Annotated in this window: 11 protein-coding genes and 1 tRNA gene; 8 read left to right on the top strand and 4 right to left on the bottom strand. The window is 67.8% G+C overall.

Annotated elements, in window-relative coordinates; translation table 11 throughout:
- Positions 1-4 precede the first annotated feature (4 nt).
- Complete coding sequence (locus tag ACMGER_RS02245) at positions 5-220, top strand: hypothetical protein (RefSeq protein WP_436810497.1); 216 nt, start codon at positions 5-7, stop codon at positions 218-220.
- A 146-nt stretch (positions 221-366) separates the two neighbouring features.
- Here the strand turns inward: ACMGER_RS02245 and ACMGER_RS02240 are convergent, their stop codons facing one another.
- The gene (locus ACMGER_RS02240; protein WP_436810496.1) at positions 367-1,257 is read right to left on the bottom strand and encodes a LysR family transcriptional regulator; all 891 of its coding nucleotides are present in this window, start codon (positions 1,255-1,257) and stop codon (positions 367-369) included.
- Positions 1,258-1,365: 108 nt separating this feature from the next.
- Here ACMGER_RS02240 and ACMGER_RS02235 point away from each other — a divergent pair, with 108 nt between their 5' ends.
- Both ACMGER_RS02235 and ACMGER_RS02230 read left to right on the top strand, forming a co-directional pair.
- Positions 1,366-2,229 (top strand): NmrA/HSCARG family protein, encoded by an 864-nt coding sequence (locus ACMGER_RS02235; protein WP_436810495.1) that lies wholly within the window; start codon positions 1,366-1,368, stop codon positions 2,227-2,229.
- Between the two features lie 22 nt (positions 2,230-2,251).
- Entirely contained in the window at positions 2,252-2,479 is a 228-nt protein-coding gene (locus ACMGER_RS02230; RefSeq protein WP_436810494.1) for an AtaL-like protein, read from the top strand.
- A 193-nt stretch (positions 2,480-2,672) separates the two neighbouring features.
- On the opposite strand, the gene ACMGER_RS02225 is transcribed toward ACMGER_RS02230, so the two are convergent.
- Complete coding sequence (locus tag ACMGER_RS02225; RefSeq protein WP_436810493.1) at positions 2,673-2,810, bottom strand: hypothetical protein; 138 nt, start codon at positions 2,808-2,810, stop codon at positions 2,673-2,675.
- Positions 2,811-2,975: 165 nt separating this feature from the next.
- Here ACMGER_RS02225 and ACMGER_RS02220 point away from each other — a divergent pair, with 165 nt between their 5' ends.
- Together ACMGER_RS02220 and ACMGER_RS02215 are read left to right on the top strand one after the other, a co-directional pair.
- Positions 2,976-4,766, top strand: a complete 1,791-nt coding sequence (locus tag ACMGER_RS02220; protein WP_436810492.1) for an aminopeptidase P family protein — start codon at positions 2,976-2,978, stop codon at positions 4,764-4,766.
- 217 nt (positions 4,767-4,983) lie between these two features.
- Positions 4,984-5,058, top strand: a tRNA-Thr gene (locus ACMGER_RS02215).
- A 140-nt stretch (positions 5,059-5,198) separates the two neighbouring features.
- Here ACMGER_RS02215 and ACMGER_RS02210 read toward each other — a convergent pair.
- Positions 5,199-6,356: a PepSY-associated TM helix domain-containing protein gene (locus ACMGER_RS02210; protein ID WP_436810491.1), complete on the bottom strand. Its 1,158-nt coding sequence runs from the start codon at positions 6,354-6,356 to the stop codon at positions 5,199-5,201.
- Positions 6,357-6,364: 8 nt separating this feature from the next.
- Entirely contained in the window at positions 6,365-8,488 is a 2,124-nt protein-coding gene (locus ACMGER_RS02205; protein WP_436810490.1) for a TonB-dependent siderophore receptor, read from the bottom strand.
- A 474-nt stretch (positions 8,489-8,962) separates the two neighbouring features.
- Between ACMGER_RS02205 and ACMGER_RS02200 the strand changes: the two genes are divergently transcribed.
- The 3 genes from ACMGER_RS02200 (at position 8,963) to ACMGER_RS02190 (ending at position 12,743) form a co-directional block, all read left to right on the top strand.
- Entirely contained in the window at positions 8,963-9,709 is a 747-nt protein-coding gene (locus tag ACMGER_RS02200; protein WP_436810489.1) for a FadR/GntR family transcriptional regulator, read from the top strand.
- On the top strand, positions 9,710-11,512 hold the full coding sequence (locus tag ACMGER_RS02195; protein ID WP_436810488.1) for an IlvD/Edd family dehydratase: 1,803 nt from the start codon (positions 9,710-9,712) through the stop codon (positions 11,510-11,512). It begins immediately after the preceding gene.
- 172 nt (positions 11,513-11,684) lie between these two features.
- On the top strand, positions 11,685-12,743 hold the full coding sequence (locus ACMGER_RS02190; protein WP_436810487.1) for a hypothetical protein: 1,059 nt from the start codon (positions 11,685-11,687) through the stop codon (positions 12,741-12,743).
- Positions 12,744-12,773 lie beyond the last annotated feature (30 nt).

Genomic DNA, 12,773 nt, shown 5'->3' with positions numbered 1-12,773 from the left:
TTGAATGTCGATCCAACCAGGCATATCCGGTCTGCATCCGGTCGCCGGCGGGCCCGCCGCGATCGCTCGCAAGGTCGCCGTTGGCGAAGCGGTCCGGCATCACGAGGAAGATGACCTCGTCTTCGGGCAGGCGATCGCGGCCTCCGGCGTTGCCGGCCTGTTGGGGCAGCGATCAGAGCGGGATGGCTGGCTTTGGGACTTTGCCGACCGGCCGCTTTAGAGGGCGGACAGAGAAAGCCGGCATAGAGGCCAGGCTGGCAGTGGCAGCGCTCATCGGTCTGTCCTTCAACGGCGCTCGCACGGCAGGGGATAGCCATGCTGGCTCGCCCGCTGCATCGGCGCGTGAGGCAACATAGGCCACCGCTCTCACTTGCCGACATAGGCGGCCAGCTCGTCCGGCGTGCCGGCGGGAAACGCCTGTTTCAGATGGTCGAGGAACGCCGATACGCGCGCGCTCAGCAGTCGCCGTGAGGGGTAGAGCGACCACAATGGGATTTCCGGTGCATCGACGTCGCCCCAGGTCACCAGCGTTCCGTCGGCCAGGTCGTGCATGACGAGCGAGATCGGAAGACGCGCAGCGCCAATCCCGGCGCGTACCGCGTCACGGATCATCACCAGCGACGAAAGGGCGAGCACCGGCTCGACGGTGATGCTCACTACCTCGTCGCCCGCCTTCACGCGCCAGGCGCTCCGATCGCCCATGGACCGCACCACCACCGGTACCGATCCGCCCGCCGAAGGTCGGATGAGCTCCGGCGCCGCCGCCACGACGATCCGGTCGCGCAGGAAAGCGCGACCGACCAGGCTCTCGTCCGGGCTTGGGTCGACCCGGATGACCAGGTCATAGCCTTCCTCGATCATGTCGACGGGCCGGTCCTCGGTCGTGACCTCCAGCCGTACCTCCGGGTAGCGTAGCGCGAACCCGGCGGCGAGCTTGCCCATCGCGATCTGAGAGAAGAGCAGCGGCGCGCTGATCCGCAGCCGTCCCCGCGGCGTTTCGCCGCGCGACGCGATCGCGGCGGCCGTCTCCTCCAACTCGGTGAGCTGCTGCCCGGCGCGCTCGAACAGCGCGCGCCCCTCCTCCGTCAGCTTCAGCGTGCGTGCGCCGCGCTCGAACAGGCGCAGGTCCAGCCGCGCCTCCAGCTCCGCCACGCGCCGCGAGAGCGTCGCCTTTGGGCGCCCGGCCGCCCGTGCGGCACGGCCGAAGCCGCCGTGGCGTGCGACGAGGATGAAGTCGGCGAGCGCGAGCAGGTCCATATGCGTTCCATCTGTGAGACGGTGTGTCCAGATATAGCGTCTACCGGCACGAATGTGGATCGATCATTTCGGATGAGCCAATCGGCTCAACCACAGGAGTGACCTCCCATGACCATTCTCGTAACCGGCGCCACCGGCAACGTCGGCCGCCACGTCGTCGAACAGCTCGTGCATCGCGGCGCCAAGGTTCGCGCGCTCGTCCGTGAGCCGTCGAAGGCCGGCTTCCCCGCAGGCGTGGAAGTCGTCCAGGGCGACCTGCTCGATGTCGACGCGCTGCGGAGCGCCTTCACCGACATCTCCACCCTGTTCCTGCTCAACGCGGTGGTGGCGGACGAATACACCCAGGCGCTGATCGCGCTGAACCTGGCGCGCGAGGCCGGAATCGAGCGGGTCGTCTACCTATCAGTGATCCACAGCGACCTGTACGTGAACGTGCCGCATTTCGCGGGCAAGTTCGGCGTCGAGCGGATGATCGAGACGATGAACATCCCCGCCACCATCCTTCGCCCGGCCTATTACATGGACAACGATGCCACGGTGAAGGACGTGATCACCGACTATGGCATCTACCCGATGCCGATCGGCGCCAGTGGGCTGGCGATGGTCGATGCTCGCGACGTGGGCGAGGTAGCCGCGATCGAGCTGATCCGGCGCGAGCAATCCTCCACGCCGCTGCCGTTGGCCCGTATCAACCTGGTCGGCCCCGACACCCTGACCGGTGCGGATGTCGCCGCCATCTGGTCGGACGTGCTCGGCCGTCCCGTCGTCTATCCGGGCGAGGACACTGCCGGGTTCGAGCAGAATCTGCGCCAGTTCATGCCGAGCTGGATGGCGCTCGACATGCGCGTGATGGCCGAGCGGTTCCTCGAGCACGGGATGGTGCCCGAGGCCGGCGACGTCGACCGGCTGACGAGCCTGCTCGGCCGTCCGCTCCGCTCCTACCGCGACTTCGCCGCGCAGGTCGCGACCTGATCCTCAAATCTGGAGACCTGACATGATCTATTCGACTGCGACCGTGTCGGTGAACCCGGATGGCGAGACGAAACTCACCCACGAGCAGGTGTGGAAGGGCCTCGAGCGCAAGGCGCGCGACGCCCGCCTGTTCCTGCCGCCGGGCCTATGCACCCGCTGCGGCGTCACGGAGGAGAGCCCCAGCCACTTCGTCCGCGAGGCGACGATCGCCGATGCCGACCCATCGTGCTGGAGCCGCGATCCAAGGTGACCCTCTTTCAGGCCACTGGCCCGCGCGAGGGCGCGATCGTCAACGAGCTGTTCGAGGACGAAGCCGCCAGCTGCAGCTCTGCTTCTACTGCCATCTGGGGCTGAAGTGCACCCGCGAGCTGCTGGCCGACGGCAGGCTTTAAAGTCCTTGGGGGTGGCGGGAACGCGGACGCGTGCTCCCGCCACCCTGCGTTTCACGCCGCCTGTTGCTGGCGGGCGTAAAGACCCGGCGGAAAGCGCTCTTCCGCCGCGGGATCATAGGTTACCGGCACCAGCCCTGCGCCGCCCTGCGCGGCATAGGTGCCGACCACCAACTCGACCGTCCTCGTCATCGCGGCGGCAATGCATGGACGCCGCACCTGTTCCGGCCTCGCCGGCGGTGCGGCTCTTTCCTACATCGACGGCATCTGCCACATCGGCGTGGAGGGCGCCGCCTGACGCATCAGGCACGAAGCGGAGTCAATCCAGTCAACATTTTCACCGGAACGAGCCTGCCGATGTCCACCCATCACGACCGCCTCGCGGCGCTCCGCGAGCAGCTCAAGGCTGACAAGCTCGACGGCTTCGTCGTGCCGCTCACCGACGAGCATATGTCCGAATATGTCGGCGCCTATGCACGCCGGCTGGAATGGCTGACCGGCTTCCAGGGCTCGGCCGGCACCGCGGTGGTGCTGCCGGAAAGCGCCGCGATCTTCACCGACGGGCGCTATACGCTGCAGGTCCGCAGCCAAGTCGACGGCAGCGACTGGCAGTTCGTGTCGGTGCCGGAGACCAGCGTCGCCCAATGGCTCCGGGCCAATGCCCGGCAGGGAGCGCGGATCGGCTATGATCCCTGGCTCCACACCCGCGCCTGGGTCGAGGAAGCGGGGAAGGCCCTCGCCGGCCAGGGTGCGGAGCTGGTGGCGGTCGATACCAATCCGGTCGACGCGGTGTGGTCCGATCGGCCGGCGCCGTCCGAGGCCAAGCTGATCGTGCAGGACGATGCGGTGGCCGGCAAATCCTCGGCCGCCAAGCGCGCAGAGGTGGCCGACTGGCTATCCGGTCAGGGCGCGGACGCGGCGGTGCTCTCGGCACTCGATTCGATCGCCTGGACCTTCAACGTCCGCGGCAGCGACGTCGCGCATACGCCGGTTGCGCTCGCCTATGCGCTGGTCAATGCCGACGGCACCGCCGACCTGTTCGTCGCGCCCGAGAAGATGACGGAGGAGGTCGCCCAGCACCTCGGCAACGCGGTGCGCATCCACGATCGCCGCGAGTTCGCGCCGGCGCTGGGCCGCTTCGCCGGCAAGCGCGTCGTCGTCGATCCCGAGCGGTCGGTGGCGGCGGTATTCGATGCGCTCGATGCGGGAGGCGCGACCGTGCTGGCGCTGCGCGATCCCACCGTGCTGCCGCGCGCGCAGAAGAATCCCGCCGAGATCGCCGGCCACAAGGCGGCGCAGGCGCGCGACGGTGTGGTGATGGTCCGGTTCCTGAAGTGGCTCGAGGCCGAGGCGCCCAAGGGCGGGCTGACCGAGATCGCGGCTTCGGACCATCTCCAGACGCTGCGCGAGGAGGCGGGGGCGGTCGACCTCTCGTTCGACACCATCTCGGCGACCGGCCCCCACGGCGCCAGCCCGCACTACAAGGCCGATGCCGAATCGAACGCGCCGATCGCGCCGGGTCAGCTCTACCTGATCGATTCGGGCGGCCAGTGGCGCGACGGCACCACCGACATCACCCGCGTGGTGCCCGTCGGCGAGCCGACGCTGGAGATGCGCGACCGCTTCACCCGCGTGCTCAAGGGCCATATCGCCATCGCCACCGCCGTGTTTCCGGAAGGCACCACCGGCGGCCAGCTCGATTCGTTCGCGCGGCGGCCGCTCTGGGAAGCCGGCCTCGATTTCGCCCACGGCACCGGCCACGGCGTCGGCGCCTATCTGTCGGTCCATGAGGGGCCGCAGCGCATCGCCAAGCCCAACTATCCGGGCGGCGGCCCGGCCGAGCCGCTGCGGCCGGGCATGATCCTCTCGAACGAGCCCGGCTATTACAAGGCGGGCGAATACGGCATCCGCATCGAGAATTTGATCCTGGTCGTCGAGCGCGAGGTGCTTGGCGGCGACGCGCCGATGCTGGCGTTCGAGACGCTCACCTTCGCCCCGATCGAGCGCGCGCTGATCGAGCCGCGGCTGCTGAGCGACGCCGAGCGGCAGTGGCTCAATGCCTATCATGCCGAGGTGCTGGACGTGCTCGGCCCCGGCCTCGACGCCGAGCATCGTCGCTGGCTGCTCGCCAAATGCGCGCCGATCTAATCCTCGCGGCGCGGTGACGGGGGCGGCGGAGGAGGCGGCGATTCGGTCGCAGCCTCGCGTGCCTGGGCCTTGCGACGGCGCAGGTTGGCCCGCAGCGCTTCGGCGAGCCGGGCTTTTCTGGCGTCGGGCGTTTCCATGGTGACGCGATAGGCGCGCAGCTATCACCTTGACAATCGGCGCCTCCTCGTCTCTTAGCGCGCTTCCCCTCCGGGCGAGTGCTGCCGTAGCTCAGTGGTAGAGCGCATCCTTGGTAAGGCTGAGGTCGTGAGTTCAATCCTCACCGGCAGCACCAGCATTTCCCCCTCGAAATAAGGGAAAATGGCGCGGACGAGCTGCGCTGGAGGCACGCGCTGCGGAATGAGCGAGACCATGGCGCCGCGGCCGAACAGGCCGGTTCTCAACCTGCGAGCACAATCGGCGCGAGGCACAGGCTCAGCAGGACGAGGGCGACGGAGGGATAAAACCACCGGCCCATGCCCAGTCTCGCCGCTGCCAAGCGTCATCGGCTTCGGCAAGCCGATTGGAGTGGATCATCACTCCCGTCACCGAAAGACCGGTGAGGGCGACGCCGAAAAGGAACCAGATGATTTTGGTCGGCAACCCGCCGAGCGTGCCGAAATGGAGGGGGTCGGCCATCTCGGCGATCCGCTGGTGCCCCGACAGCGCCTCGCCGCGAACGACCTTGACCACGTGCCCGGTCGCGGTGTCGATCCAGACCGCGTTGCCGCGCCGCGTGACGAGATGGGCATCGGCTTGACCCATCAGTCCCAGCGGGGTTCCGGACTGGAGCGGAAACTGGATCTCGCCGATCTCGAGCGTCGGATAGGCGCGGCGTGCGGTCTCGACGAAGCGATCAAGCGCGGCCCCGCCGATCGACGGCGGTGGCGCGGATCGTGACGAGATCGTCGGTGCCGGACGGCTTTCGGGCGCCCGGGCACCCAGGAATTCGGCCAAGTACCAGATTCCCGTGACCGCCATCAGCGCGACGAACCACAGCGACCAGACGCCGACCAGGCGGTGGAGGTCGCCGCTCATGCGCCGCAGGCCGCCGCGCCGCGGCCTGCGGAAAAAGCCGCGCCACCACTTCTTATAGGTGACGATTCCCGTCACGAGCGACGTCAGCAGCATTAGGCCGAGCGACGACACCAGGGGAAGGCCGATCGCGAGCGGCAGCATCAGCCGCCGATGGATGTCGCGCAGGAAACGCTGGATGCTGCCATGGCCGGCGACGCGGTTGACCTCGCCGGTGGCCGGATCCAGCAGGACGCGTTTGAAGCGGCCGTCCGGCGCCCGAACGACCACGGTGGCCGCGTACCAGCGATCGGGACCGCGCTCGAGCGAGAAGACCTGGCCTCGGGGTATGGCGCCGGCCGCGCTGTCGAGCATTCGCCCCCATGCCGGCCTGTTCCAGGCCGCCGGCGAGGCACGTATCGCCGGATCGACGAGCCAGTCGAGCTCATGCGCGACGGTTGCGAGCGTGCCGGTCGCGAAGACGAAGGTCGCGAAGATGCACAGCTTGATCCCCAGCCAGGCATGGATGCGCCACCAGATCGGGCGGCGCTTCGGAGCGATGGCGACCGCCGCGCGCATCGCAAACGTCAGAAGCGATAGCCGGCCGAGACCGACACCACGCGCGGATCGCTGTAGCGGCACCCGCCGGCGGCAACGCAGAAGACATAGTCCTTGTCGAACAGGTTGCGCGCGCTCAGCATGAACCGCCACGGCCCGGGTTCGTAGGAGAGATTGGCGTCGACCAGCGTATAGCTTCTGTTCCCGACCGGCTCGCCGGCGAGCGCGCTCTTGCCGACGTAGCGGACGCCGGCGCCGAGCTTGAGGCCGGGCACACCGATCCCGTCGAAGCCGTAGTCGGCCCAGAACGCCGCCTGATGACGCGGCACCGCATCGACGCGGCGACCGACCTCGGCCGGGACGTTCGACCGGGTGATCTTGGCGTCGGTGTAGGAATAGGAGAACAGTGCGTTGAGGTGGCGCGCGATCTCCGCCTGTCCCTCGAACTCGAAGCCGCGCGAGCGGATCTCGCCGGTCTGCACCGAGAAGCTGGTGTCGACCGGATCGATGGTCAGCGCATTCTTCTGCGTGAGTTGATAGACCGCGGCGCTGACCAGCAGCCGCGTGCCGGCCGGCTGATAGCGGACGCCGCCCTCGAACTGCTCGCCCTCGGTCGGCTCGAAGCGCTCGCCGTTGCGATCGGTACCCGCCTGCGGAAGGAAGGAGCGGCTGTAGCTGACATAGGGTGCGAAGCCGCTGTCGCCGCGGTGCACGAGCCCCGCGCGCCAGGTGAAGGCATCGTCCTCCTGCACCGAGGAGGCGCCGGTGAGGAGGCTGCGCACCTTGCTGCGGCTCCAGTCCTGGCGGCCGCCGAGCACCAGGACCCAGCGGTCGTCGATGGTGAGCTGGTCCTGGAGATAGACGCCATATTGCCGCGCGCGCGTCTCGTCGCCGCGATTGGTCTGGCGGTCGACGACCGGCGCCGTCCCATAGACGGGATCGTAGATGTTGATCGGCGTGGCCCGGCCTGCATAGCGATCGCGCCGGTAGCTCGGGAAATAGCCGTCGAAGCCGATCATGATCTCATGGTCGACCTTGCTGCCGGTCGCCGTGCGCAGCTTGAGCCGCGTGTCCGTGGCGGTGCTCCCGGTCTTCTCGCTGCGAGCGCTCACCCCGCGCGCCAGATCGCCGGTTGCCGGATTGATCGCACCCTGAGTCAGATAGTCCCACTCGAGCTCGCCCTCATAGCGCCTGAGGCTGTGCTCGATGGTGACGGCGTCGGAGAAGCGATGCGAGAATTGGTAGCCGACCGCCCATTGATCGGCGTCGTAGCGATCGAAGTCCGGCTCGCCGATGAAGCGGTCGCGCGGCAGCAGGCCCAGCGGCAGGCTGTTCCCGCGGACCAGCGCCGAGGCGAGCGGTGGGGCGAAGCGCGTGCGGATTTCCTGATAGAAGCCGAGCACGGTCAGCATCGTGTCCGGCGTGATCTTCCAGCTCAGCGCCGGCGCGACGTAGCGCTTGTCGTCATTGACATCGTCGACCCAGGTATCGGCATCGCGGACGAGGCCGGTGAGCCGCGCGGCGATCGTGCCTCCGGCATTGAGCGGCCCGGAGATGTCGGCGGAAAGCTGCTTGCGGTCGTAATTGCCATATTCGACCCGCACCTCGGCGAAAGGCGAGAACAGCGGCTGCTTGCTCACCGCGTTGATGACGCCGCCGGGTGCCATCTGCCCGTACAGCACCGAAGCCGCACCGCGCAGCACCTCGATCCGCTCGAGGCCATAGGGCTCCTGTCCGCCGCCATAGACCGCGCCCATCAGCTTGAGCCCGTCGCGGAGCATTCCGCCCGTCGTGCCGGTGGCGTTGAAGCCGCGGATGGTGATGTCGTCGGCGGTCCGGCTGAAGCCCGAAGGCTGGGCGACGAAGCCCGGCGTGTAAGTAAGCCCCTCGCTCAGCGTCTTGGCGTTGATCGCTTCGAGGAACTCGCCCTCCACCACGGAAACCGACTGGGGTGTCTCGATCAGCAGCGAATCCGACTTGCCGACGCTGATCCGGCTGTCGGTGCGAGCGGTGACGAGAATATCGTCTCCGGCGGACTGTCCGAGATCGCCGGTGTCCACGCCTGCCGTCGATTGCGCCACGGCCGGAAGAGAGACGACGATCGCCGCAAGCGCGCAGCTGAGAAGAACAGGCCGTCCACGGACCAGAAGCATGATGACCCCCGTTTTCAAGATAGGCGCCTTTAGGTGCAACTAAGAGGCGTTTGCAATAGTCGATCTACCTTGAAGCGGATCGCCGCCGCTGCACTGCAAGCAGCCGGGGTAATTTCGCCCTCGTGCACCGCTCGGTCTTCCACACGCGGAATTCCGTGATCGGCGCGTGACAGTGTAGTAATGATAGCGCTAACGTGTTGGCAGCCTTGCCAAGCTCGTGTATAAAATATTATCAATCATATCGTGTGGAGGGAGGATGTATGATGCGACAGGTGCCGAAGATCACGGCGGGCCGGAGCATAGCTCTCCCATCCCGCGAGGGCAGTGCCGGTGGCCGGGGCCGTCAGGCGGTTGCCTTAGGGTTGCCAAATGACCGATGACATCGGGCGCATTGCCGGATTTTCCGGTGACGGGACGGTCTTGCGGGTAGCGATGATGTCCGCATCGGCCGGCGGTGGTCGAGCAGGAGCTTCCATGATGGCATCCCCAGCCAAATTCCACAAATACACCGAGGGAACGCTTTCGAGCCACGACCAGGTCGCCAGAGCCCTGGGCGGCGAGATCATCGCCGGCGTCTATCCGCCCGGATCGAAGATCCCGGGCGAAAGCGAGGTCCTCCATCGCTTCGGCATCTCCCGCACCGTGCTGCGCGAGGTGCTGAAGACGCTGACTGCCAAGGGGCTGATCGTATCGAAGACACGGGTCGGCACCACTGTGCTCGATTCGTCGCACTGGAACTTCTTCGACGCCGACGTCCTGTCGTGGAAGGTGGCGCGCGGGTTCGACGCGGACTTCCGCCGCGACCTCACGGAGGTCCGCCTCGCGCTCGAGCCGGCGGCGGCGGCGGTGGCGGCGACGCGGCGCTCGGCCGAGGACATCGCCGAGCTCCACCGCTGCGTCGAGGCGATGCGGCTCGCGACCGGCAGCGCCCGCGAGTTCGCCGAGGCCGACCTCGATTTCCACCGCGCGGTCGGCCGCGCCTCGGGCAACGTGCTGATGCGGTCGATGTCGGCGGTCGTCGAGACCGCGCTCGTCGCGTCGTTCACGCTCAGCTCACCGTTCCGCGAGGAGAGCGAGCATGAGGTCAGCGTCCGCGGCCACAAGCGCATCGCCGACGCGATCGAGGCCGGCGATGGCGCCACCGCCGCCGAGGCGATGCGCGCGATGATCAATCACGGTGTCGAACGCATCGCCAGGACCGAAGCCGGAGCAAGGAAGTAGATGAGCCGAGACGACAATGGCCCGCGCAAGCTGAGATCGCGCGCGTGGTTCGACAATCCGCACAACCCGGACATGACCGCGCTCTACCTCGAGCGCTATCTCAACTATGGCCTGACGCTCGAGGAGCTGCAGTCGGACAAGCCGATCATCGGCATCGCCCAGACCGGCAGCGACTTGTCCCCCTGCAACCGCCACCATCTCGTCCTGGCCGAGCGCGTGCGCGAGGGCATCCGCGAGGCGGGCGGCATCGCGATCGAGTTCCCGGTGCATCCGATTCAGGAGACGGGCAAGCGCCCGACCGCGGGGCTCGACCGCAACCTCGCCTATCTGGGGCTGGTCGAGACGTTGTACGGCTATCCGCTCGACGGTGTGGTGCTGACGATCGGCTGCGACAAGACGACGCCGGCCTGCCTGATGGCGGCGGCGACGGTGGATATCCCGGCGATCGCGCTGTCGGTCGGGCCGATGCTCAACGGCTGGCATCGCGGCGAGCGCACCGGCTCCGGCACGATCGTGTGGAAGGCGCGGCAGATGCTCGCCGCCGGCGAGATCGACTACAAGGGCTTCATCGAGCTGGTCGCCAGCTCCGCGCCGTCGACCGGCTACTGCAACACGATGGGCACGGCGACGACGATGAACTCGCTGGCCGAGGCGCTGGGGATGCAGCTGCCGGGCTCCGCGGCGATCCCGGCGCCCTACCGCGAGCGTCAGCAGGTCGCCTACCGCACCGGCAAGCGCGTCGTGGAGATGGTGCGCGAGAACATGCGTCCGTCCGACATCCTGACCCGCGACGCCTTCCTCAACGCGATCGTCGTCAACACCGCGATCGGCGGATCGACCAACGCGCCGATCCACCTCGCCGCGATCGCGCGCCATGCCGGGATCGAGCTGCCGATCGAGGATTGGGAGGCGGTCGGCTACGACGTGCCGCTGCTCGTCAACCTCCAGCCGGCCGGCGAATATCTGGGCGAGGACTATCACCATGCCGGCGGCGTCCCGGCCGTGGTCGGCGAGCTGATGCGCCAGGGGCTGATCCGTGAGGACGCACTGACCGTCAACGGCCGCACGATCGGCGAAAACTGCCGCGACGCCAGGATCGAGCTGCCGGAAGTGATCCGCAGCTTCGACCAGCCGCTCAGGCAGAGCGCCGGCTTCAAGGTGATGACCGGCAACCTGTTCGACAGCGCGATCATGAAGACGAGCGTGATCTCGCCCGAGTTCCGCCAGCGCTTCCTCAGCAATCCCGACGATCCCGAGGCGTTCGAGGGACGCGCGATCGTGTTCGACGGGCCCGAGGACTATCACCATCGCATCGACGACGAGAGCCTGGGCGTCACCGACACCGACATCCTGGTGATCCGCGGCGCCGGCCCGATCGGCTATCCGGGCGCGGCCGAGGTCGTCAACATGCGGCCGCCCGACTATCTGATCCGCCAGGGCGTGCAGGAGCTGCCGTGCCTGGGCGACGGACGCCAATCGGGCACCAGCGGGTCGCCGTCGATCCTCAACGCCAGCCCGGAAGCGGCGGCGGGCGGCAACCTCGCGCTGGTCCGGACCTACGATCGGCTGCGCATCGACGTCGGCCGCGGGCGCGTCGACCTGTTGATCGGCGACGAGGAATTGGCGGAACGGCGGCGCGAGCTGGAGGCGAAGGGCGGTTTCGCCTTCCCGCCCTCGCAGACGCCGTGGCAGGCGCTGCAACGCGAGGTGGTCGGACAGATGGGCAGCGGCGCGATCCTGGAGGGCGCCGAGCGCTTCCAGCGGATCGACGAGACCTTCGGCGTACCGCGCGACAGCCATTAGGGCGGTCACTGTCCCTCTCCCGGATGGGAGAGGGAAGGAGCCGCCACAGGCGGCGGGCGGGTGAGGGTGACTGCCGCCAGCGATAGTCATCCTCACCCTCCCACCCGGCTACGCCGGGCGGGCCCCCCTTCTCCCAAGGGGAGAGGGGTTTAGGATGTCGAGGACACGTAAGATGATCGATCGTCGTACCCTTCTTGGCGCAACCGCCGCCGGCACCGGCGCGATGCTGATGCCCGGCGTGGCGCGGGCGATGGCGGCCGGATCGGACCCGGTGGCGCCCTATCGCACCCCGTACAAATATCCCAAGCTGATCCTCGCCGGATCCGGGGTGAAGGGCAGCTTCGACGAGAAGGCGGTCGATTGTCCGTTCGTGTTCTCGGCCAATGGCAAATTCTACCTGACTCACGTCGGCTTCGACGGCACCGGCTACCAGACCGGCATCTGCGAATCCGACGATCTGGTGACCTGGCGTCGCCTGGGCGTGATCATGGCGCGCGATCCCAACGATCCGGTCACCCGCTACAACATCGCCTGCGCTTCGATCCTGCGCGAGAATGACCTCAGCTCACCGGCGCGGCTGGTCAAGGTCGATGGCCGCTATCTGGCGGCGTGGCACGCCTATCCCAGCGCCGGTTATGAGGAAGGCGCGGCGGTGATCGGGCTCGCGCGGAGCGACGACTTCATGCACTGGGAGCGCGGGCCGGTGATCCTGCGGCCCGAGGACGGCGCGGAATGGGAGCGGGGCGGGCTCTACAAGCCCTACATCATCAAGGAAGGCGACACCTTCTACCTGTTCTACAACGCCAAGACCACCGGCCAGCCGTGGCACGAGCAGACGGGCTTGGCGACCTCGAAGGACCTCAAGACCTGGACGCGGCACCCTGCCAATCCGCTGATCCGCAACGGCGGGCGGGGCGCGCCGGACTCGCGCTTCGCCAGCGATCCGGTAGTGGTGAGGCACCGCGACCAATGGGCCATGTTCTATTTCGGGCTGGCGCAGGACGGCCATGCGCGCGACCTGCTGGCGATCGGCGACAGCCTCACCGATTTCCGCAAGGTCGACGAGGTGCTGATCGATGTCGGCCCGCCCGGATCGATCGACGAGAAATTCGCGCACAAGCCGGCGGTGATCTGGAACGACGGCGCGCTCTATCACTTCTACTGCGCGGTCAGCGGCAAATGGCCGAACGACACCCGCGGGCTGGCGGTGGCACGGTCGCAGCCCTGGTAGGGCTTGGTTCGCCCTGATCCTGCACCGTCA

The sequence above is a fragment of the Sphingomonas astragali genome (assembly GCF_051400615.1).
In the GTDB taxonomy this organism is placed as follows: Bacteria; Pseudomonadota; Alphaproteobacteria; order Sphingomonadales; family Sphingomonadaceae; genus Sphingomonas.
The sequence above is the reverse complement of the archived record's forward strand: the minus strand, read 5'-3'. Positions and strand labels throughout refer to the sequence as shown.